General features: G+C 57.9%; 19 protein-coding genes and 1 pseudogene. 6 read left to right on the top strand and 14 right to left on the bottom strand.

What is annotated here, in order from left to right; translation table 11 throughout:
• Positions 1–26: 26 nt before the first annotated feature.
• The 7 genes from WM40_RS08875 to WM40_RS08845 form a co-directional block, all read right to left on the bottom strand.
• Entirely contained in the window at positions 27–1529 is a 1503-nt protein-coding gene (locus tag WM40_RS08875; protein ID WP_046152702.1) for a YihY/virulence factor BrkB family protein, read from the bottom strand.
• 173 nt (positions 1530–1702) lie between these two features.
• Positions 1703–2788 (bottom strand): flagellar motor protein MotB, encoded by a 1086-nt coding sequence (motB, locus tag WM40_RS08870; RefSeq protein ID WP_024902768.1) that lies wholly within the window; start codon positions 2786–2788, stop codon positions 1703–1705.
• Complete coding sequence (motA, locus tag WM40_RS08865) at positions 2785–3648, bottom strand: flagellar motor stator protein MotA (RefSeq protein WP_024902767.1); 864 nt, start codon at positions 3646–3648, stop codon at positions 2785–2787. Before motA ends, motB begins: the two co-directional genes overlap by 4 nt.
• 367 nt (positions 3649–4015) lie before the next feature.
• Complete coding sequence (locus tag WM40_RS08860) at positions 4016–5425, bottom strand: arsenic transporter (protein ID WP_046152701.1); 1410 nt, start codon at positions 5423–5425, stop codon at positions 4016–4018.
• Positions 5426–5477: 52 nt separating this feature from the next.
• Positions 5478–5873 (bottom strand): RcnB family protein, encoded by a 396-nt coding sequence (locus WM40_RS08855; RefSeq protein ID WP_024902766.1) that lies wholly within the window; start codon positions 5871–5873, stop codon positions 5478–5480.
• 127 nt (positions 5874–6000) lie between these two features.
• A complete protein-coding gene (locus WM40_RS08850) occupies positions 6001–7299 on the bottom strand; it encodes an MFS transporter (RefSeq protein ID WP_046152750.1) in 1299 nt (432 codons plus the stop codon).
• Positions 7300–7540: 241 nt separating this feature from the next.
• A complete protein-coding gene (locus WM40_RS08845; protein ID WP_024902764.1) occupies positions 7541–8236 on the bottom strand; it encodes a GntR family transcriptional regulator in 696 nt (231 codons plus the stop codon).
• Positions 8237–8392: 156 nt separating this feature from the next.
• Between WM40_RS08845 and WM40_RS08840 the strand changes: the two genes are divergently transcribed.
• A complete protein-coding gene (locus WM40_RS08840; protein ID WP_024902763.1) occupies positions 8393–9286 on the top strand; it encodes a YihY/virulence factor BrkB family protein in 894 nt (297 codons plus the stop codon).
• Positions 9287–9291: 5 nt separating this feature from the next.
• Here the strand turns inward: WM40_RS08840 and WM40_RS08835 are convergent, their stop codons facing one another.
• From WM40_RS08835 to WM40_RS08810, 6 genes are all read right to left on the bottom strand, one after another.
• Positions 9292–9498, bottom strand: a complete 207-nt coding sequence (locus WM40_RS08835; RefSeq protein ID WP_157684960.1) for a hypothetical protein — start codon at positions 9496–9498, stop codon at positions 9292–9294.
• Between the two features lie 218 nt (positions 9499–9716).
• Positions 9717–10280 (bottom strand): SLOG cluster 4 domain-containing protein, encoded by a 564-nt coding sequence (locus tag WM40_RS08830; protein ID WP_036008858.1) that lies wholly within the window; start codon positions 10278–10280, stop codon positions 9717–9719.
• A gap of 70 nt (positions 10281–10350) precedes the next feature.
• Positions 10351–11184, bottom strand: a complete 834-nt coding sequence (locus tag WM40_RS08825; RefSeq protein WP_046152700.1) for an ABC transporter permease — start codon at positions 11182–11184, stop codon at positions 10351–10353.
• Between the two features lie 14 nt (positions 11185–11198).
• Positions 11199–12236 carry an extracellular solute-binding protein gene (locus WM40_RS08820; RefSeq protein WP_236693451.1) on the bottom strand — a complete coding sequence of 346 codons (1038 nt, stop codon included), beginning with the start codon at positions 12234–12236 and terminating at the stop codon, positions 11199–11201.
• Positions 12237–12436: 200 nt separating this feature from the next.
• Positions 12437–13618 carry an ABC transporter ATP-binding protein gene (locus WM40_RS08815; RefSeq protein WP_082102548.1) on the bottom strand — a complete coding sequence of 394 codons (1182 nt, stop codon included), beginning with the start codon at positions 13616–13618 and terminating at the stop codon, positions 12437–12439.
• A gap of 21 nt (positions 13619–13639) precedes the next feature.
• A complete protein-coding gene (locus WM40_RS08810; protein WP_096335538.1) occupies positions 13640–14536 on the bottom strand; it encodes an ABC transporter permease in 897 nt (298 codons plus the stop codon).
• 237 nt (positions 14537–14773) lie between these two features.
• Between WM40_RS08810 and WM40_RS08805 the strand changes: the two genes are divergently transcribed.
• From WM40_RS08805 to WM40_RS08790, 3 genes are all read left to right on the top strand, one after another.
• Positions 14774–15676 (top strand): LysR substrate-binding domain-containing protein, encoded by a 903-nt coding sequence (locus tag WM40_RS08805; RefSeq protein WP_046152699.1) that lies wholly within the window; start codon positions 14774–14776, stop codon positions 15674–15676.
• Between the two features lie 191 nt (positions 15677–15867).
• Positions 15868–17076, top strand: coding sequence for a GAF domain-containing sensor histidine kinase (locus tag WM40_RS08800; RefSeq protein WP_024902755.1), 1209 nt, complete (start codon positions 15868–15870; stop codon positions 17074–17076).
• 370 nt (positions 17077–17446) lie between these two features.
• A complete protein-coding gene (locus WM40_RS08790; protein WP_236693443.1) occupies positions 17447–18481 on the top strand; it encodes an endo alpha-1,4 polygalactosaminidase in 1035 nt (344 codons plus the stop codon).
• Positions 18482–18550: 69 nt separating this feature from the next.
• Here WM40_RS08790 and WM40_RS28700 read toward each other — a convergent pair.
• Positions 18551–18817: pseudogene (locus tag WM40_RS28700) on the bottom strand (helix-turn-helix domain-containing protein); the annotation flags it as partial.
• 171 nt (positions 18818–18988) lie between these two features.
• Between WM40_RS28700 and WM40_RS08780 the strand changes: the two are divergent.
• Together WM40_RS08780 and WM40_RS28695 are read left to right on the top strand one after the other, a co-directional pair.
• The gene (locus tag WM40_RS08780) at positions 18989–21154 is read left to right on the top strand and encodes a DEAD/DEAH box helicase (RefSeq protein ID WP_046152697.1); all 2166 of its coding nucleotides are present in this window, start codon (positions 18989–18991) and stop codon (positions 21152–21154) included.
• Positions 21154–21834: a DUF2290 domain-containing protein gene (locus tag WM40_RS28695; RefSeq protein ID WP_082102530.1), complete on the top strand. Its 681-nt coding sequence runs from the start codon at positions 21154–21156 to the stop codon at positions 21832–21834. Before WM40_RS08780 ends, WM40_RS28695 begins: the two co-directional genes overlap by 1 nt.
• Positions 21835–22096: the final 262 nt, after the last annotated feature.

The raw sequence follows: 22096 nt of genomic DNA, 5'->3' as shown, positions 1-22096 counted from the left end.
CCTGCCGATCGCGCAGTCGTTTCCTATTATTTTTTTTCGCGATTCGCCAACGCCGCGATTGCCAAGCCTGTCACTGCAGCAAATAAGGCCGCGGCAATCGGATGGCGGGTACGAGATGCCACCCGACCATACGGGGAGCCCGGTCCTGTCACACGCGTGACGCCACGCTTCACTGGTACTGGCACTGGCCTTGGCCGGCGCATGAACAGCGCGCCAAGCCGCTGCGCACGCTTGGCGCGAGGCGTCGCTGCAGACCCGCGCCCTATCGGTATCGTCTCCGAAGAAGATCGCGCCAACTCATCCACGCGGCGGCGCGTCGGCAACAGAAGCGTTATCGCTTGTAACACCCATGGTGCTGATTGCACGGCGACGCGTAGTAAGACCGGATGGCGCGAGCGAGCGATTGCCCGATCGACGGCCGCGCGGACCTCGCCCCGAGTGCAGGAGCGTGGCCGGGAAGCCGTGCGAGCTGACGCAGGCGCGTCGACAGGCGGCGACATGGATCGATCAAGGATGTCACGCGACGGTGCCATGCCCATGACCTGGCGCGCACGCGCTGTCACATTCTGGCGTGTGCCCTTCGCCTTGATGCGTGCCACGGGGGATACGGCTCCGCCAGAAGCCTGCTCGTCAGCCTCTGCCTCACCCCGATCGAATCCGCCTCGCACCGCTGCGATCTCCGCGCCCAATAGCAAAACCGCCGCGGAAAAATAAAGCCACATCAATAACACCGCCAGTGATCCCGCGGCGCCAAACGCACTCGCCGTGCCTGCATGCGCCAAATACAGCGCGAACAACTTCTTGCCGATGCTAAACAGCACTGCGGAAACGGCACCACCCCATGCCGCATCCCGCCAGGCCACGAGGGACGACGCATCGGGCAGGAACTTGATCAGCGCGCCGAACGCCGCCACCAGGATCACGAAGCTGACGAGCGTCTGCACCAGATTGCCGAAAAACACGAAAGGGGTGTTCTGCCATAGGACCGAGCCGATATATGTGATCGCGGTATCCAGGACCAGCGACACGATCAGCAAGAAAGCCACGCCGAGCACCAGGCTGAACGACACCAGCCGCGTGCGCACCATCTGCACGACGGTGGAACGAGAAGTATTGACCGGCATTGGCAAAACGATATCGAAAGCCGTATTCAGCGACGAGAAGGTGGCCGAGGCGCCAACGATCAACAGGAGCACCGACAAGATGGCGGCGAAGCCGCCGCCGCCCTGACGATGCGCGTGTTCGACAATGGACTGAATAGCGGCGGCGGCGTCCGCCCCCAGAAAACCCTGCACCCTGGAAAACAGTTGCCCGCGCGCCGCATCCGCGCCATAGAACCATCCGGCAACGGCGATGACCATCAGCAACATCGGTGCAAGCGAAAAGGCCGAGTAGAATGCGATTCCGGCGGCCAGCGTCGGACATTTATCGGCACCGAAGCGCTTGGCGGCACGCATGGAGACCGAAATGGTCCTGGAACCGTCCTTTTTCAATGCTTGCGTGATGGATGTGGTATCAACTGCGGACATGGCGACGGCCCCTGGAAACAAACCGGGCCGTCAGACGCGGGAGCGTGCCCATGTCGCAAATCGATCCGGCCCTGCGAAACAAAAAAGTTCGCTGGAGCAGTGAGCATTTCTCGTTCCCGGGCGGGATCGGTTGCAAGAATCGGTGCTGGCGGCGCGCCGACGCTCGTCAGTGCTTAGTGAGAAACCGACGACCCGGCATGCGGCGCAGCCGGCGCACTGCCAGCCGGGGGCATCGTGGTCACGGCATGCATCTCCTGCGCGGGGGTTACCGACGCTTCCTCGCCGGGTGTCATGGCCGACTTCGTATTCGGTGACGGCGTACCCGATGCACCGATCATATCGGCCGCTTCTTCGCCGTTACCGACATCCATCCGTCCGCCATCGCGCAGGAACGCGGCCAGGCTTTCGTGGTTCAGCACAAGAATACTGATTCGCCGGTTCATCGGTGCGGCCGGGTCCTTCAAATCCAGCGGCAACGCATCCGCCAGCCCTCGCACCTGGATGACCTTGCGTTCGTTCATTCCGCCGGCAATCAGCTCGCGCCGGGCGGCGTTGGCACGCTCGCTGGACAGCTCCCAGTTCGAATAGCCTTTTTCGCCACCACTATACGGCGCTGAATCGGTATGCCCGGCAACCGATACGCGATTTTCCACGTCGTTTAGCGCCACACCAATCTCATCGAGAATCGACTTCGTGTACGGTGCCAGCACCGAGCTGCCCGACGCAAACATCGGACGATTCTGTGCATCGGTGATCTGAATGCGGAGGCCTTCACTGGTGATGTCGAGTCGAATCTGGTTCTTGAATGGCTTGAGCTTGATGTTCTGATCAATCAGCTGCTCGATCTTCTGCTTCAATGCGCTCAGCTTGCGCAAGTCGTCGGCCTTCGTCTGCTGTTTCTTCTCATCGAGCGGCGATGAGGGCTTGGCTTTCGATTTCACGGGATCCTCATGCTTGACGTCGCCGATGTTGCTCTTCGTCATGTCCGCACCACCGCCGTTCAGGATCGACGTGGCGCCTCCCGAGTAGGATCCTCCGGTCAACGCCACGCGCAGCGGCGTATTGAAATAGTCTGCGATCCCGGCCTTTTCGCCCTTCGTCGTGGAGCCGAGCAGCCACATCAGCAGGAAGAAGGCCATCATCGCCGTCACGAAGTCGGCGTAGGCGATTTTCCAGGCACCGCCGTGATGACCACCGTGATGTCCCTTCGACTTGCGACGAATAATGGTGAGCGAGACCCGATCCTTATCGTCGCTCATCGCGGCCCCTTGGTCGCCTTGACCGCTTCTTCCAGTTCATTGAAAGACGGGCGGTCGTGCGTGAACAGCACCTTGCGACCAAATTCCACCGCGATGCTGGGCGCGTAGCCACCGAGCGAAGCCAGCAGCACGCACTTCACGCACTCGTACGGCTTGCCCTCTTCCTTTGCTTTCGTATTGATCAGGGTCGCCAGCGGTCCGATAAAACCATACGCCATCAAAATCCCGAGGAACGTGCCCACCAACGCGCCGGCGATCAACTCTCCCAATACGGCGGGCGGCGCACCAACCGAACCCATCGTGTGGACCACGCCCATCACCGCCGCGACGATGCCGAAGGCCGGCAAGCCGTCAGCCATGCCCTGCAACGCGCCACCGGGCACGGCGGCTTCGTTGTGGTGCGTCTCCATTTCCGCGTCCATCAAGTCCTGGATCTCGTGCACGGTCAGGTTTCCCGATGACATCATGCGTAGATAGTCGATGATGAAATCGAGCAAATGGTGATCTGCCACCACGTCTGAATATTTCTGAAAGATCGGGCTGGTGTCGGGTGATTCGACATCCGCTTCAAGCGCGATCATGCCGTCCTTACGTGCCTTCTGCAGCAATTCATACAGCAAGGAAATCAACTGAACATAACGTTCCTTCGTAAACGCATTGCCCTTGAATGCTTTTGGCAGCGCACCCAGCGTCGCCTTGATCGTCTTGCCTGGATTGGAGATGACGAAAGCACCGCTCGCCGCGCCCAGGATGCAGAGCAGCTCCAGCGGCTGGATCAGTGCAGCGATGTGCCCACCCGCACCGATGAAACTGCCAACTACGCAGCCGACGACAAGGACCATTCCAATGATCACAAACATTCATGCACCTTCCAAAGCAAAAAGGATTCAGGCAACGCCTTGATACTCGGATTACGACCAGAAAGGGCAAAACTTGAGTGCGACCGCTGCCGTGCCATGCTGCCAAAGCAATCACTAATGCACTGAATTTAATGTATTTTTTTAAATCCCGGCATTTTTAAATGGTTGCAAAAATGACTCCTGCTTTTAATAATTCACAGGTTTTTCGCAATGGGTGCGAAATGCCTAGACAATCATATTGCCTGGGCGTACTCCCGATGAGAGCCTCACATGCAAACGCCACACCCGCCCGATGGGCACCTGCCTGGTATGGGGCCTCGGGTTCGCACTGTGGATGCAAAGACGGACACAGTCAGGAGAGAAAAACTCAGGCCGTCAGCATGCTAACTAGAATGTCCTGCAGCACGAGACCGGCCAGCGCGGCCAGTAACGCGGGGATCATCACGACCGCCCCGACGCGCAGAAAAGACCAGGCGCTCACATGCAATCCTTCGCGTCGCAACGCAGTCAGCCAGAGCAACGTCGCGAGCGAGCCTGTGACCGATAGGTTCGGCCCCAGATCGATACCGATTGCCACCGCGCTTGCGATCAGGGTTGGCGCGTGCGCCTGACCCAGAACGGTTCCGGCGACGAGACCGGCCGGGAGATTATTGACGACATTGCCGAGCAATGCCGTGACGATACCCACACCGGCCGCCACCACCGCCTGATTTGACAGCGATCCGTCTTGTACCCGCTGTTTCAGCCACGTTCCCGCAACGTGCAATACACCGGTCTGCGCCAATGCTTCCACCAGCACAAAAAGCCCTGCCACTAACGGCAACACGCCCCAGGACACACCTCGCAGTACGTCGGTGACACGGAATGGATCGGCGTCGCCGCCAGGGCGACGCTTTCGTGCCGCGAGCGTCACGATTGCCAGCACGAGGCAACCGCAGGCTGCCGTGGGGGCGCCAAGTTCGACGTCGCACGCCGAAGCCGTCAGCATGACGACAACCAGGGCGGCAATGCCGGCCACGGCCCAGCGGCCAGTCACGGACAGGGTCTGTCCTGGCGCATCCCGCGCCCCGGTATCCGGCTTGCTGGCGTCATTGCCTGCCATTACGCCCTGCGACCGATTTCTCTTGCTGTCTCGCCCGGGTCGTTCCGCGTTATCGCTGAATGCATTACGCAATGCCACGCGTTGCGTGAAGCGCAATGCGCCATAGGTCAGACCAATCGACAGCAGCGACGGCAAGGCAAAGCGTACCAGCCAGGCTCCCAGCGGCGGCATGTGATTTTGAAAGACAACGAGGTTCGCCGGATTGGCGATGGGCAAGACGAAACTCGCCGCATTGGCGACAAAGGCGCAGGCGTACAGATAGGGCAGCGGCTCGCGGACCTTTGACGCGCGCGTGGCGGCAAGCACGGCAGGCGTCAATACGACGGCGGTCGCATCGTTCGACATTAGTGCCGTGACCACAACCCCCACGGCGTACACCAGCCATAGCAGACGGTAAGCGCTACCGCGCGCGCGTCGCGCCGCGTGCTCGGCAACGAAGTCGAACACACCGGTCTGTCGCGCTATCTCGGAAACCAGCATCATGCCTGTCAGGAACAGGTACACGTCCATGCCTTTTAGCACGGCCTGTCCCGCCATCGGCCAGGAAAGCGCGCCGCCCAAGCACAAAACCGCCGCGCCGCCCAACGCAAATACGGCCTCGGGCAAACGCAGCGGTCTCGTCATCACACCAACGATCGACAATACGATCACACACCAGATCACACTGGTCGGCATGCAACTCCCTTATGAAACCATGTCGCCAATCGCATCACGCGGTGTTCCCGGGTTAGTGCGTCGAGAGAATAATGCTGGAGATAACGCCCGTCGCCACGGCGACGAGTACATAGTCACCATTGATCTGACGCCATTGATAGCCACGCGGTGGCTGGCGCAGACCGTGCGCATGCCAGTCGTTGATAACATAGCGATCGCCCCGGTAATCGTCCGGCAAACGTTGGCCGCGACGCCAATCGCTGTGCGGCACCGGACCCCGGCCACCGTGATCATCCGCGTGCATTCTCGGGCCACCATCCGGGCCGCCTTGAGGACCGGCGTGTCCCGGGCCACCATGTTGGTCCGGTCCGCGATGATCGTCCGGTCCCGGACCACTTTGCGCGAAGGCGCCCACCGACGTACCCGCGAGAGCCGATGCCAGCAACAACGCGATGGCTTTCGATTTCATGTTCCGCTCCTTGCATCTTGTTCATGTGTGAACATGATCGCCTATTTCGGGATGACTTGCCTTACAGTGGCGGTCACAGATGTAACAGCGACGCATTGCGCCTGGCCTCACCGAAGACGGTCCCGCGTCATGGCGATGCGACGTCTTCTCGCGCCGATGCGGGCACCGGCAATGCATAGCGTTTTGACAAGAACACATTCATGGCGGCGCTCACTGCCATCAGTGCGGCGGTTCCCAGGAACACGGAACGCATGCCCAATGCTCCGCCGATCAGGCCTCCCGCCAGCGGCCCGGTGACTTGCCCGGCGTATTGCGACGATGTCGAATAGCCCAGCATGCTGCCTGCCACATGCGCGGGCACACGATGTCGAATCACGCTGGCGACGCACGGCAGCAAGCCTCCAAGCGCCAAGCCCATCATGAAGCGCAGCAGTACCAGTTGCCACGCCGTCTGCACGAAAGCCTGCGGTACGAGCAGGATCGCAGCGGCGGTCATGCAACCGATGATCACGCGCCAGTGGCCAACGCGGTCCGCGAGCTTGCCAAGGCGCGACGCCGACAGGACGCTGCCCAACGCCGCGGCGGACATCGTCAGCCCGGACACGACCGTCACCTGTGACGTATCCACCAGTTGCGCGACGAATAACGTGATGATCGGTTCAATCGACATATTCGCGAACATCAGCAACATCCCGGTTACAAGCATTGCCACCACGGGCCCCTTTTGCGGGATGGCCGCCCATCCCTCCTTGCGGTGCGCCAGTCGTGTCTGATCGCCAGACGCCACCGTTTCCTTACCCGCCTTCGGCTTTCGTCGCTGTGGATCTTCCTTGATCAGAAAAGTGGTGGCGAGGAACGCGATAAAGATGACGCCACCCGCGGCAATAAACGTCCAACGGATGCCAATCCATTTTGGCAGCACCCCTCCAATCAGCGGCCCGACCAGATTGCCAAACATGATGCCCGACGAAAGCGTACCGAGAGCCCACCCCACGCGCGCCTTCGGCGTTTGGGTTGCCACCAGGATCATCGAGCCGGAGGCATAGCCTCCAAGAATGCCGGCCAGCAGCCGCAGGCCCGTCAGTTGCCAGACGTCGTGCACCATGCCAAGCAAGGACATGGTGATCGCCATCCCGAGGCTGGCGCGGATCATCATCAGCTTGCGGCCGTATTTGTCAGCCAAATGCCCCCACACCGGCGACAACACCGCAGCACCAAAGAAGGTCGCGCCAAACGCCAGGCCCGACCACCGAGCAATGGCCGCAGGTTCCTGCACGCCGAGCTCCTGGACATACAATGGCAGGAACGGCAGCAGCAACGTCATTGCGATCAGCGTCGTGAACGAGCCGAACACGCAGACCGCCAGATTGCGGCGCCATGCCGGATTGAAAGTCTCTCCCGGAGGCTCGACCGGTGTATGCGCTATCGAACCGGTCGGAGCATCGACCGATACGCACCGACCATTGACGGAAAGGTTCGTCGACGCGGCGCTATCGGCTGGCGGTAAAGCAGAAGATCCCTGGGACAAGGGAGTGTTGCGGGACACGATGTATTTATCCTGTTCGAGGACATCCGCGATGCGGACGCCATAATCAGCAAGTGAGAGAGATCCGGAACGGCGTGATCAGTTGCGACAGGTCATGCCGAACCGCGATGCAATTTTTGCTTCAGCGTAGCGTGTCGTCGACAGCAAGGCCTTGTGCACGCAGATACTGACGATCTTCACGCAGCGACCGCAATAATCGGTCATGCGTATCACGGATGTGCCGCGAAGCGGCCTGTGCCGCGTCATCCGCACGTCGGGCCTGAATCAAAGTAACAATGGCCTTGTGCTCCTGCCAGCTTTGTTCACGACGTGCCGGGGTGGATACTTCGAGCCATCGCACCCGCGCCAGACGGGTCATGACTCGCTCGATGGATTTCACGATAAAAGGATTGCCACTCAAACGGGCCAGTTCGATGTGAAAGTCCGTGCCTGCGCGATGCCATTGATCACGCCACTGTTCAGCCGGTTCGATCGCATTGCAGATATCGCGGACCCGGTCGAGACGCACGATGACCGCGGCGACGTCCTGATCCGTCGCGCGTTCGCACGCTGCACGTACACCAGTCACTTCGATGGCTTCGCGATATTCGGATAGCAACGTCAGCTCACCGGTATCGATGGGCGTCACGCGCCACCCCCGCGTGTCTCGTTGGACCAGATCCTCATTTTCGAGACGCATCAACGCGGCACGAATGGGCGTTCGCGATCCATCGAGCTGCGCCTCAAGCGTGCGCTCGGAGAGTTGCTCCCCGGGCCGCAACGCAAGCGTCAGGATCATCTCGCGCAATTTCTCAAAAATAAGATCCGACTGGTGCATCACATTGCATTCCACATTGGTATACCAGAATAGAATACCACATTAGTGTGATTGCATTCTTGTTATGCAACGCCATTTCTCCTCGCGTTCTCGTCGCGCGTGCGCAGGCACGCGTATTGCGCTGGTGGCCTCACCCCATCCCCATCGGAGGCAGCGATGCTTACGCGCCTGGGAACCAATTTGCGACGAGTCGGTCGGCATCCGGTGCGGTTCGCCTGGGACGCCGCAAGGCATTTCAAGGATAACCAGGGGCTGCTGCTGGCAGGCGCGGTCGCCTACTACGCACTGCTGTCGATCGTGCCGCTGATGATCCTGATCGTTATCGGCCTGTCGCACTTTGTCCCGCGCGCGATGCTGCTCGATACGCTGCGGCATTTGCTGGAATGGCTGGTGCCGGGCCAGGCGCGCGCGGTCGTCCGCGAACTGGACGCCTTTGTACAGCATCGGGGGGTGCTAGGCTGGCTGCTGCTTGCAACGATGATTTTCTTCAGTTCACTCGCCTTCACCGTCTTGGAAAAAGCGATGGCAGTGATCTTCACACACCGTGTCACGGTGCAGCGTCGTCATGCCGTAATGTCGGCATTGCTGCCCTATTTCTGCAGTATTTGCCTGGGGGCAGGTGTCTTGATCATTACGTTTGTTTCCAGTGGCCTGGAAGCAATTGGCGCGAATGGCGTGGAACTGTTGGGGTATCACATCCCGCTGGGTGGGGCGACGCGCACCACACTCTACCTGCTGGGGCTGGGCGGGGAAGTATGTGTGCTGACAGCGATCTACCTTGTACTGCCCGCGCGAAGGCCTTTCTTCAACGACGCCCTGCTAGGCGCGATCATCGCGGCCATCTTGTGGGAAATCACCCGGCACTTTCTGGTGTGGTATTTCGCGACGTTGTCGCAGGTCAGCGTCGTATATGGCTCGCTGACGACTTCGATTGTCGTCTTGTTTAGCCTGGAAGCGCTCGCCACCTTGCTGCTATTCGGCGCGCAGATCATTGCCGAGTTCGAACGACTCGACGGACGATTCGCCGGCGAACCGGCGTTATCGCGCTAATTGTGTCAATGCGCGGTGGTGGCGCGCTGTGACGGGTGCACCTGCCCAACCGCGGCACGCTGAACCAGGGGCGCGGACAGGGTGGAGACCATCGGCACGGACGTAGGCTGTAGCGGAAACGCCGTGATATCGATGTCATGTTCGCGCTGCATAGCAGCGTACTCGCCCGCGAAAACGCGCTTCATCAGACGTGAGAACATTGAGTCGTTCATGGTGAGATCCTATTGGCCGACACGCGACCCTATCTTTGACCGTACCAATCGTAACAAAATTGAAGTGTCAAGTTAGCCAGTGAAAACCCTGTAAGTAGTTGTTTCAGATGACATGCGTATGTCAAAGGCAACATCTCGGCTTCTTTGGAAGCGAGGGGCATTCACTTCGGCTCAGTCTCCCGTATGAAAAGAAGCGAACGAGGAAGAAAAATCGTCGGTTAATCCAGTACGGCCACATTGCGGGGCGCGTTCGCGAGATCCATCATCAAACGCGCGATCAATGCGTCCGCTTTATCAAAGCGCTCGACTCCCTCTATCTGGGGTGCCCCGTCGAGCGTGCATACGCGCTTGCCCCATTGCAGACCGAGCGCCATCTCGGACAGCGTCCCCAAGCCTCCCCCCACCGCGACCAGGCACAATGCGGCCCGCGCGATCAATGCATTCCGGGTGATGCCAAGTCCGGTGGGCAACGCGACACTAAGATACGGATTGGCGGCGTCGGCAGTGTCCTCCGGCAGCAATCCCACCACAATGCCATCCGCCGAACGCACCCCGGCGGCGCCCGCTTCCATCACGCCGGACTTGCCACCACACAGTACCGGCAACCCAGCAAACCCGCACGCGGCACCGAGCAATGTCGCATGCGCTCTATGCGAATCGCTCGCCTCGCGCGGACCGATCAGCGCCAAGGGCATCGTGTGCGGCAGCGCCACGCCGAGACCTTGCTGCCGGGCGCGCAACGCATGGAGCGCATGCCGCGCCGCTTCGCTCAAATGCCGCAGCGGCGCCGGTAGCGGCACCTCGATGAATGCGCCTGGCGCTTCACCAGACTGCACCGCGTCCTTGACCTTTTCAGGCGTGGGGTCGTCTCGCAACGCTTTCTCCAATAGCAAGGACGCACATGCAGACCGCCATCAGCACCAGGGACAACGCCGCGACCTGAGAGAAATCCGTCTGTCCATCCGAAAGTTTCATATACATCAGCAACGGCAGAATCGTGATCTGCGTACCCGCTAACGCGAGTGCGGTGCCATACGTTCCCACCGCGATCGATGTCACCAGACACCATGCACCCAGGATTGACGGCCACAGCTCGCGCAATACCACATCCAGCAACGCGCGCCATGGCGGCGCGCCTAACGTCATCGCGGCATCCAAAGGGCGACGATCCAGATTCGCCACCGTTGGGTAAAGCAACAACGCCACCCGGGGTATGAGGTAATAGGCGTACGCGACGACAAGTCCGGCGGCACTATAGATCCAGGCACCCACGCGGGCCGGGTCGGCACCGGCCATCGCCAGCAAGGAGGTCACAAAACCAGCGCGTCCGAAGGACAAGATAAAACCGTAGGCGACCACCAACCCGGAGAACGCCAAGGGCACGCCGAGAACGGCCATCAGCAGACGACGACGATTTACGGACATCGATGCAAGGCAGGCGGCCAATGGCAAACCTACCGCGACCGATACCGTCCCTGCAGCCGTAGCCAGCAGCAAAGACTGACCCAGCGCAAGAAGCACAAGCGGATCGCGGAACACATCGACAAACGCGGCACCGTGCCCTTGCGTGGCAGCCAAGACCAGCGACCCGATCGGCAGGATCAGGAATACAAGCAACATCAAGGCAGCAGGCACGACGCCCCATCGTCGAACGATACCCGTGGTGCCGAGGCCCGTAGTCTTCATCGATGCACCCGGGCTCAATTCGCGAGCGCGGCCTGCGCCCACCACTTATCGACATTGGCCTTCTGCGCCGCCGCCTTCGACACATCCAGGGGATGCACTTGCGGTGCATCGGGCATTTTCGCGCGGATATCGTCCGACAGCGCGACATTGGGAACCGAGGGTCGCACATAGCCTTGCGCAAACAAGGCCTGTCCGACATTGCTCATGATCAGATTCATCCACAACCGCGCAGCGTAAGGGTCCGGCGCGTTCTTTACCAAACTGATCGCATAAGGCGCCGATACGGACGCCTCTTTCGGAATCACCACCTCCACGGCATCACCCATGCCATCGGTGTACTTCGCTTTCAGGCCGTCATTCTCGTATCCGATCAGGATCGGGATCTCGCCTTTCAGGAATTTTGCATAGGGTGTGGTGCCCTCCACACGCAAGACATTCCCCGCTTGCTTCAATTTGCCGAAGTAGTCAGTGCCCGGTTTCGGATTATCGACGCTGCCGCCATATGCGTACGCGGCAGCGAACACGGCAACCTGCCCCTGCCCCGTCGAGCGCGGATCCAGGTAGACGACCGCATTCTTGTACTCCGGCTTCAATAAGTCATTCCAACCTCGCGGAACGTCCTTGACCAGCTTACGATTGACAAGCAATGCAACATTCAGCGAATGAATCGCGAACCACCTGCCCTGGGGATCACGAAACACATCTGGCAGCTTGTCGAAGTTGACTGGCTTGAATGGCGCGACCACATCCGCCTTTACCGCATCCAGGGCGGACGCGGCGAAGTAATACGCGGTATCCGCCTGCGGACGGCGGCGCGCCTTGTCCAACGCCACCACGGTGTTGGCTGAACCGATATCGTTGTACGTGATCTCGACCTTCGGATATCGGCGCTTGAACTCCGCGAACAGCGCCTTCCAATTTGCCCACTCCGGCCCCGTATCGAATGACACCACCATGCCTTCCTCAGCGGCCTTTGAATAGAGGGTGGCCTCGCCCGGATACAGTTCCGTCGCCGGCGCGGTGGGTGCCGCAACGGCCGCATGCGCGGCCATCGACCACCACGCCACGCCGGCAAGCGACATCGCCAATGCACCGGCGGCGCGACGCAGGAATGGACGACGATTTACATAGGAATACGAATCGGAAGTCGTTGCCTTGTTCATGTCTTAATTTTAAAAAAGAGGAAAAATGGGGGAGTGAGCGCACTAGCAGATCGATGAAACGGCGACGACACGACACGCGCGCGTTGACCTCATGTTGCAAACGTCGACATGGAGGCGGACGGTACGGCCCTGCCCGCAACAGCGCGCGGCAGCACGCGAATGGCCTCTGGCGCGATCGACACGGACTGCGGCAGGCGTGAATCGCTGACACCATTCGGTAGCCGATCGAACGGCATGCTGGCGGCACTCGCTTCGCACAACAATACTTGCATGCCCTGCTCCGGAATAAAGTCGTACCGGCATGCGGCCCCGAGGTAGCGCATATTGGTACAACACCCATCGACCACGTTGATGCCCTGCCGACGCGGATCCGGCAGGACGTGCTCGGGCCGGACAACCACGTCGACCAGCGCACCGGGCGGGAACCGACCCGTATCGGCAAACCAGAATCCGAACCCGACATCCACTTGCCCATGCACATGGACACGGCCGCTCAGCACACTTGCCTGACCGACGAAGCGGGCAACCGCGGCGCTCGACGGGCGGGTGTAAAGCGCGTGCGGCGTATCCACCTGCAAGATACGTCCGCCATCCACCACGGCAATACGATCGGCCATGCTGAGCGCTTCCTCCTGGTCGTGCGTCACCAGCAACGTGGTAGCACCCACCGCGCGCTGCAAACCTCGAATTTCATCTCGTAGTTGGTGACGAATGCCCGCATCCAACGCGCCAAGCGGTTCATCGAGCAGCAGGACCCGCGGCGCGATAACGAGTGCACGTGCCAGCGCAACGCGTTGCTGCTGACCACCCGACAATGCAACCGGACGCTGCCGCGCATACGCTTCCAGGCCAACGCGTTCCAGCATTGCCAGGGCCTGTGTGCAACGTGCCGCGGCACCGACACCGCGCATCTTCAAACCATAGGCCACGTTATCCAGCACGTTCAGATGGGGAAACAAGGCGTACTGCTGAAATACCATCCCCACTTCCCGCTGCCACACTGGCGTCTGACCGATGTCCCGGCCTGCGATGGTGATTACCCCCTGTTGTCCCGTCAGCAAACCGGCGGTCAATCGCAGGATGGTCGACTTGCCGGAACCACTGCGACCAATGACCGCTAGCAGCTCACCCTGGGGCACATGGAATGACACCTCCTCGATACCGTGCTCGCTGTCGGGATAGTGATAGCTGACCGCCTCGAACGCGAGGCCCGACGATACGTTGTCCGCGACAGCGCTATTAAGCGACGGCGAGACGGCTTGAGATGACATGATGGTTTCCATAAATCCTGTTCAACGTACGGCGCCTGAGCCGGCATCGTGCAATGCACCCGGCGCCTCGTCGTTCACCTGGTCGACCCGATTGGCGGCACGCTCCCGTCCGGCGGCGACGGTCGAAAGCAATGTCGCCGCCACGGCGAGACACAACAGCACGACGGTGGCCGCGCACGCGAGTCCGGTCGCGCCGTAGAAGGCTTGCAGCAGCACGACGGGATAATTGCGATACCGAAACCCTGCAATCAGGTTTGATATTTGAAATTCGCCAATCGATAGCGCGGCCACCATGACCAGTCCGGAAACGATGCTATGACGCAGGCACGGCAACGTGACGGACGTGAATTGGCGCCACGGCGTTGCCCCCAAGGTGGCCGCGCAGGTCTCAAGCGTTTCGATGCCGAGATGGCGCAAGTCGCCGAGCAACGTTTGTGTCAGGTACGGCAGCGTCAACACCACATGTGCCGCCACTAGCAGCGGCAATGAACCAATCCATGGCATCGGGTCATCGCTGAACACCGCGACATAACCGAAGCCTAGCGTCAGTGCTGGAACACCGATGGGCAGCAGGCTAATCATGCGCACCAACAGCGATACCAGACGATGTCCCGCCTGCGCGCCATGATGCAATGCATAAGCCAGCGGTACACCGATCAATGCGGTGACCACACAACAACTTAACGCCACGATCAAACTGACATTGAATGCACGACGAAAGCTTGTGTCATCGAGCAGTGCGCGAAATCCGTCCAACGTGATGCCTGAAGGCAATAAGGTGTTTGTCCAACTCCTGCCGAACGCGCCGATGAGCACCAGCACCATCGGCAACAGCAAATAGAGCAGAAACAGCGCTAGGAAAATGCGCGACGGCGCGCCCCGGCCCGGTCGCGCATGAGCCTTGCAGTTCGGTGCCATCGAAACCGCGTCGCTTGAACCAATTGCGGACTTGCCCATTCGCAAAGACGCATGCCGGTGTTGCCGAGCAGCGGTGATGATGGGAGTTGGGGCCATGGCGGGGGGGCAGGTCGTTTGAAGAATCAACCCGTGCAGTGTCGGCAATCGACATGACATCGTCATGAAAATAACCTACAAAGCAGGCACGGTGCTGTGCGTGTTTCGCACAGCACCACCCTTCGACAACGCGGATCGACGATGAAACATCACTATCCGAACATGGCCGAATTACTGGCTTTTACCATATCCGCCAAGCACTTGAACTTCAGCCATGCGGCGCGTGAACTGGGCCATACGCCCAGTGCGATCAGCCGGCAAATTGCGAATCTGGAATCGTTTTTCGGCGCGAACCTGTTTATCCGCAACGGCCGTCAACTGACTTTGACACGGTCCGGTGCACTGTATCTCGCCCGTGTATCGGAGCCGTTACGAAACATCGGCAACGCATCGGTCGAGCTATTGGCCGCGCGAGGCGAAGGCGAACTGTTGACGATCGCCAGCGTTCCCACATTCACAAGCAAATGGCTGGCGCCGCGCTTGCCAGCCTTTCTCGCCTGCGCGCCCGGTGTGACGTTGAGTTTCGCCAGGCATCTCGCGCATGGCGATCCATTTGGGCAAGACCTGGACGCCGCGATTCGATACGGCAACGGCAAATGGGAAGGGGTGACAAGCGAATATATCGATGGACGCCGCTTTATCGTCGTCTGCGCGCCAGATTTTCGAGATCGATTCCGGTTACGCCACGTTGGCGACGTGGCGGCGGCCCCACGGCTGATTCATAGCCAGGCCGAAACCGCCTGGGGCAAATGGGCGCGACAATACGATTTGCATCAGATGCGTGCGATGACCGGGCCGCGATTTGAACAGTATGCGATTCTGATCCAGGCGGCGCAGGCCGGCTTGGGTCTGGCATTGATCCCGGCATTTTTAATTCGGGATAATCTGGCTGGCGGGTCCCTGATCGAACCGTTTGACGTGGGAATCGATGCCGACGACGGGCACTATCTGTGTTACCCGCCGGACCGTCTGTCCTGGCGTCCGGGCCTTCGGCGTTTCCGTGACTGGCTGATCGCCGAGGCACGAACCACCTCGGCGGCATGAAATGAATGAGCCATCCCGGCGTTGCAGTATCATTGCGCGGATGCATGCTTATGCCAGCGGGGGGTGACGTCATGTTTATTACATGGAGCGATGCGGCGTCGGAGGGCAAATGCTGCCAATGCCGGGCAGGTCCGATTACAGTGCCCGCCTGATCGCGCACGGACAAGCAGGGGCAACCAGACAGGGACGCGATGCATGATATTTCAGTAACTGCGGACTCACCGGATAAACTGGCGAGAGATATGGCAGCGGTAGGCCGCATCAGCGCCGTACCGTCGATTCTGAAAATCATCTGCGACGAAACGGGCATGGGTTTCGCCGCGATTGCCCGTGTCAGTGACAGCAGCTGGACCGCATGTGCGGTCCACGACAAGATCAACTTCGGTTTGAAGGCGGGCGGCCAGCTCGAACTGCAGACCACGCTCTGCTACGAATCACGCGCGGCGCGCGCGCCAATCGTTGTCGACCGTTTTAGCGAAGACCTGATCTACCGCGATCACCACACCTCGGCGATCTATGGGCTAGAGAGCTATATCTCTGTGCCGATCATATTGCCGAACGGCGAATACTTCGGCAATCTATGCGCGATCGACGCCAGACCGGCACAGGTTTCTTCGCCACGTGTCATTCGGATGTTCGAAGTGTTTGCAAGCTTGCTTGCCATGCAGTTGGACAATGAACGACGCCAGATATCGACCGAGGCGCTGCTTAGCAGCGAACGGGAAACGGCGGCGCTGCGAGAGCAATTCATTGCCGTGCTCGGCCACGATCTGCGCAACCCGTTATCTGCTGTGAACGCCACCGCGCAGATGTTGTTAATTCGGCCGGATCCGGAATTGGTCACCGCGGGGCAACGATTAAAGCGTACGGTCACGCGGATGGCCCGCCTGATTGATGACGTCATGGATTTCGCGCGCGGTCGTTTGGGTGGCGGTTTATCGTTGTCGCTGCAGACGGTCGACGACCTCGGCGGCCATCTGCAGTCCGCAATCGATGAATTGCGCGATGCGAACCCGGGGCGTAACGTCGTATGCGATATCGAGAGCATCACGGCAGTCCGCGCCGACCTTGGGCGCCTGCAACAATTATTGTCCAACCTGCTTGGCAATGCGTTGACGCACGGCGCAACGGAACATCCGATCACGGTACAGGTATGCCGTCTTGCCACGGATATCGTTATTCGCGTCACCAATCATGGCACGCCAATTTCACCTGATACGCTGGCCAGGGTATTCGAACCGTATTGGCGACCCGCATCAAGCGCGCCGGGTGGTGGACTGGGTCTCGGCCTGTTCATTTGCAAGCAGATCGTTGAAGCGCATGGCGGCATACTCGATGTGACATCGAGTGTGGTGGATGGAACGTGCTTTACCGCGCGGATTCCCACGACGCCGCGATAATAATGGTTGTCTCGTTTGCCATCTTGTCTTGCATCGACACGTCGGGCATTGTCGCCGACGCCATATCGGGCAGTCATCGTACTTTACGGAACGACACATTCCAACGCACGATTCATACAGCCGCTTCAATCCAAGATGTTGCGTTCGTCAATATAATTTGGCATTTGGTGCGCACGTTATCGCCTGCGTCCTGAAAGCAACGGTATGATTCTTGCGTGATTAAAGGGTTCATTTATCTCACCGCAAGACCGAAACCGCGAACCGCACCATGCAATTATTTTCAGGAAAATGGCAGTCGCACGGGGTTGCGCTAAAACCGCGGGCAAATACGCGGAAACGGTACCACCCGGGAGAGCAAGCAATATCAGCAGTGAAACCCCGTGACACCGTGTCTACGCCGACAGGCACGCGATGGCGCGCTGCGATAGTCACGTGGATCGCGGCCTGCACCACGCTGATGGTTACGGCGTGCGGCGGTGGCAGTAATAACACGGATAACGACACGTCCGCCAACAGCGCAACATCAAGCAACGCCGCGTTACCCGGAACCCTGAGTGCGACGGTGGCAGGATCCCCCTGGTTGTCATACTACGGACAGGCAAGCACGATGGGGAGCTTGGCGACGGTTGCCGCTACCTTCCACATCATGGATCTCGATCTTGATCCCGATTTGGCCAACTTCTCCACAACAGATGTGGCAACGCTAAAGAACGGCGGCACGAATCTCGTTTTAAGCTATTTGAACGTTGGTTCCTGTGAATCGTTCCGTAGCTACTGGTCAACAAACCCGTCAGGTTTCATCGGGTGCGGCAACAACACCGCGGCGCAAATCGGTCCGTATTCGGGCTATGCCAATGAAACATGGATGAATCCGTCCAACACGGATTATCAAAACCTGATCGTCAATTATGTTGCTCCAAGACTGGTGGCACAGGGTGCGGATGGCTTCTTCCTGGATAACATGGAAATTGTCGAGCATGGTACGGCTACGCAAAACGGCCCGTGCGATGCAACATGCGCGCAAGGCGGCCTGGACCTTGTAAGAAAATTACGTGAGAAGTATCCCTCGCTAGTTATTGTGATGCAGAACGCCACCAGCACGACGACCCGATTGGGGACAACCGGTGGTGTGTCGTTTGCGAGCTTGCTCGACGGGGTGTCACACGAATCGGTGTATGCCCCGTCCTATGACGCAAGCGCCGAATCACAACTACTCGCATGGCAGGCGATGCAATTGACGCCACGCGGGCATCCCTTCTGGATCGCCACATTGGACTACGTCGGCAGTTGCTCACAAACCGCTAGCGCACAGACGGATTACGCGCGAAGCCGCGCAAAGGGATTCGTGCCGTATGCATCGGATAAAAGCTCCGGGCTGAATGTCGTGTGCTACTGGGGTTTTTGATGGCAGGACACAAAAAATATTAGATCAAGACTTCGGCGATAGGCCAGCCGGCACATTACGCCTCGGCGCTTAAAGGCTGATCCGATATAAGGCGGGAGTCGTGCCAAATGTCCGCCGGAACAATCCGGTGAAGGCACTTGCCGTGGTATAGCCAAGATCGAGTGCAATCGTCGTCACCGACATGCCAGATGCCAACATTTCCAAAGATCGCAGCATTTTTGCTTGTTGGCACCAGGCGGTGAAATTAAATCCAGTCTCGGCTACAAAACGGCGACTGAGCGTGCGAGAACTGACGGCAGCCCACGCTGCCCAGGACTCCAAATCACGCGAATCAGCGAGCGATTTTCGTTAAGCAAAGCAAGGCACGCATCCCCGAGTCATGCCTGGGCATACCGGCCTAGCTGTCAGCCAATCCGCCAAATTTCGTCCCGGAAACCGGTAAAATGTATCATCTGAGCCGACGCGTAATACACTTACGCTTTATCGTCCCAATTTTCATAGTCAGCCATGCCTCCTACCGTTTCAGTAGTCATCGGGACTAACGACAAGCCAGTTGCCAGCCTGGACTTAGCCAACTACTTCTCTCATCCGCAAGGAATCGATGGGCAGTTGATGATTGGCTACCCAATCATTGGCACGCCAGACGGCCGGCATGCGATAGACGCAATCTTGGTGACGCCACAGAAGGGAATTGTCGCCATCGATCTGATTGAAGGCGGTGACCCCGGAGACTACGATGCACGACAAGATGATGCGGCCAACAGGCTGGAGGCACGCCTTAAGACATATCGCGATTTAATGCGCCGTCGTGACATGTTAATCCCGATACACACGATTAGCTATGCTCCCGGCGTACATGACGTGGGACGGTTCGCAATACCAGGATATTCACTTGTAAACAGAGAATCCCTCCAAGCTGAACTCGACAGACTCGAGTGGCCTACGGCGGACCAACGTGTATATGAAATTGCCGTCTCCGCGATCCAGAGCATATCGTCGATACGCGCGAGCCGTACTAAACGCGTCATTGTTCGCGACGACTCCCGTGGAGCACGGCTAAAACGGCTTGAGGATTCGATCGCTACGTTAGACAACCGTCAAGGGAAAGCTGTCCTTGAAACAGTCGAGGGCGTGCAGAGAATTCGAGGTCTTGCCGGTTCCGGTAAAACAATTGTCCTTGCACTAAAGGCTGCGTACCTGCATGCCCAACATCCTGATTGGCGTATAGCTGTTACCTTTAATACCCGCTCACTGAAAGGGCAATTTCGGCGCTTAATCAATAATTTCTGTATTGAACAGGGGGAAGAGCCGAACTGGGGTCAGTTAAGGATATTAAATGCGTGGGGGGCGCCCGGCGGAGATGAGCGGGATGGTATTTATCACGACTTCTGTCGGTCTCACAGTATCGATTATTACGACTTCAGTTCTGCAAAAAATACCTTTGGAATGGAGAAAGTATTTGCAGGTGCCTGTGAGCACGCGCTTGCACAAGTTCGCGATAGAAAGCCACTGTACGATGTAATTTTAATAGATGAGGCTCAAGACTTTCCTTCGTCATTTCTTCGCCTCTGCTACGAGGCGCTAGGAGACGAGAAGCGCCTCGTATATGCATACGACGAATTACAAAGCCTTTCATCCGAATCGCTCCCCCCACCTGAAGAAATATTTGGAAGAACAGCAGATGGGTCGCCGAGAGTTCGTTTTGAAAATGGAAACGACACTTCTTCACGTCGCGACATTATTCTGAATAAATGCTATCGAAACTCGAGACCCGTCCTGGTCACGGCACACGCATTAGGGTTTGGAATTTATCGGACGCCAGCGAAAGATGGAGACACTGGACTCGTTCAGATGTTTGATCAGCCGCATCTTTGGGAGGAGATTGGATATAGACGTCGTGACGGTGATCTGCACGACGGCGCGCATGTAACACTATCGCGAACAGAGGAATCAAGCCCGGCATTTCTTGAAAATCATTCTCCCCCGGACGATCTAGTACAATTTATAAAAGTAGACAATGTCGGTGAACAGGCAGAGTGGCTTGCGCAAGCAATAAAAAATAATCTTGAACAAGACGAATTAAGGCATGACGATATTGTCGTTATCAACCCCGATCCAACGTCCACTCGGAGAGAGGTCGGCCCTATTCGGCGTCGCCTCTTGGACATGGGGATACAAACTCATACAGCCGGCGTTGACACCGACCCGGATATATTTTTCCAAAGTGACAACGACTCCATTACGTTCACTGGAATTTTCAGAGCCAAAGGCAATGAAGCCGGAATGGTGTACATTATAAATGCTCAAGACTGTAACTCATCAGCGTGGAATTTGTCGACCATACGAAACCGATTATTTACTGCTATCACACGCAGCAAAGCCTGGGTACGGGTCCTGGGGTACGGACCAGGAATGCAACAACTTATTGACGAATTCGAACGCGTTAAGCAACACAACTTCGAATTGAGCTTTGTTTACCCAACAAAAGATCAACGAGAGAAGCTTAAGATCGTCCACAGAGATGTCACCCCGGCAGATCAGAAGCGTTTCGAGGCTCGACAACGAGCACTCGCCGACGCACTCAATGATATGGACCAAGGACGACTGCACTTCGACGACCTTGATCCCGCAGTGCAAGCTCAATTACAAAACCTTTGGGCTCGCAAACAATAATGGTTACACCGGATGCTCTGAAGTCGCAACTTGACTCGCTTGTTAGCCATTTAGTCGAAATTGGCCTATCAAGCGATCAAAATTTTGCTATACGGCGCCAACTGGTCGACGGCAGATCTGAGATAACTTTTTCGGGCGCTGAACATCTCGCATTGGCGTTGAAAGACACCCACTACCATGAGTTATATGATGCCCTTCGTACGGAACGGGCATTCAATGTTCTGCTTCCTGATGGTGCGATGCTTCAAATGAGCTATCTTTTTAGTGGCGAAAATTTGGAGCGACATCGACTTGCGTTTCTTCCTTCCCCGCACTTATCCGAATTTCAAAATAATCCTGAGCTTTACCTGGAAGATGTGATATTCGCAGATATAGTGGCCAAAAGCGTAGTTCCATTTCCTGTACGCTTTGATTTTGATTCTCGGGAGGGAGTCTATAGAAATCTTCACCATCCAAAGTCACATCTAACTCTTGGGCAATATAAGAACTGCCGCATACCGGCAACATCCGCCCTTACGCCATTCCATTTCGTCGACTTCGTACTTCGACATTTTTACCACACAGCTTATTTAGATTATGCGTCATCTTTACCGCAATTTCATGAAACCTTTTCTGTGACGGCAAGTGACGCAGAGCAAAAGATTGTACATATAGCGATACCGAAACATCGCTTCATCTAATCGCTTAGCTCGTGCGCGCGGTAGCCCGAACAGTGCATTCGCGTGGCCGTTTCGTTTTTTTTCAAATCCAAATCAACGCCAATGCCAAAAGAACCAGCTCGGTGCCTACGGTGTTGATGGGCCTACTTCCGAATTTGTCGAGAACGTGTATTCATGCTAAATGCATGACGGCAAGCAGATTCGGCCTATTCTTATACGTGATCGTCACCGCTTTGTCCCCTTATACGAATTTTTGTACGATTCGAGCGGGGGGATTATAGCG

Origin of the sequence: Robbsia andropogonis (genome assembly GCF_000970345.1) — a bacterium.
In the GTDB taxonomy this organism is placed as follows: Bacteria; Pseudomonadota; Gammaproteobacteria; order Burkholderiales; family Burkholderiaceae; genus Robbsia; species Robbsia andropogonis.
The sequence above is the reverse complement of the archived record's forward strand: the minus strand, read 5'-3'. Positions and strand labels throughout refer to the sequence as shown.

Bases quoted from the DNA above. Each gene is read 5' to 3' on its own strand.
- WM40_RS08835 (WP_157684960.1), bottom strand. From the start codon at position 9,498: ATGAACGACTCAATGTTCTCACGTCTGATGAAGCGCGTTTTCGCGGGC.
- WM40_RS08800 (WP_024902755.1), top strand. From the start codon at position 15,868: ATGCATGATATTTCAGTAACTGCGGACTCACCGGATAAACTGGCGAGA.
- motB (WP_024902768.1), bottom strand. From the start codon at position 2,788: ATGAGCGACGATAAGGATCGGGTCTCGCTCACCATTATTCGTCGCAAG.
- WM40_RS08860 (WP_046152701.1), bottom strand. From the start codon at position 5,425: ATGCCGACCAGTGTGATCTGGTGTGTGATCGTATTGTCGATCGTTGGT.
- WM40_RS08805 (WP_046152699.1), top strand. From the start codon at position 14,774: ATGAAACATCACTATCCGAACATGGCCGAATTACTGGCTTTTACCATA.
- motA (WP_024902767.1), bottom strand. From the start codon at position 3,648: ATGTTTGTGATCATTGGAATGGTCCTTGTCGTCGGCTGCGTAGTTGGC.
- WM40_RS08855 (WP_024902766.1), bottom strand. From the start codon at position 5,873: ATGAAATCGAAAGCCATCGCGTTGTTGCTGGCATCGGCTCTCGCGGGT.
- WM40_RS28695 (WP_082102530.1), top strand. From the start codon at position 21,154: ATGGTTACACCGGATGCTCTGAAGTCGCAACTTGACTCGCTTGTTAGC.
- WM40_RS08780 (WP_046152697.1), top strand. From the start codon at position 18,989: ATGCCTCCTACCGTTTCAGTAGTCATCGGGACTAACGACAAGCCAGTT.
- WM40_RS08825 (WP_046152700.1), bottom strand. From the start codon at position 11,184: ATGAAGACTACGGGCCTCGGCACCACGGGTATCGTTCGACGATGGGGC.
- WM40_RS08845 (WP_024902764.1), bottom strand. From the start codon at position 8,236: ATGCACCAGTCGGATCTTATTTTTGAGAAATTGCGCGAGATGATCCTG.
- WM40_RS08815 (WP_082102548.1), bottom strand. From the start codon at position 13,618: ATGTCATCTCAAGCCGTCTCGCCGTCGCTTAATAGCGCTGTCGCGGAC.
- WM40_RS08875 (WP_046152702.1), bottom strand. From the start codon at position 1,529: ATGTCCGCAGTTGATACCACATCCATCACGCAAGCATTGAAAAAGGAC.
- WM40_RS08820 (WP_236693451.1), bottom strand. From the start codon at position 12,236: ATGGCCGCGCATGCGGCCGTTGCGGCACCCACCGCGCCGGCGACGGAA.
- WM40_RS08840 (WP_024902763.1), top strand. From the start codon at position 8,393: ATGCTTACGCGCCTGGGAACCAATTTGCGACGAGTCGGTCGGCATCCG.
- WM40_RS08810 (WP_096335538.1), bottom strand. From the start codon at position 14,536: ATGGCACCGAACTGCAAGGCTCATGCGCGACCGGGCCGGGGCGCGCCG.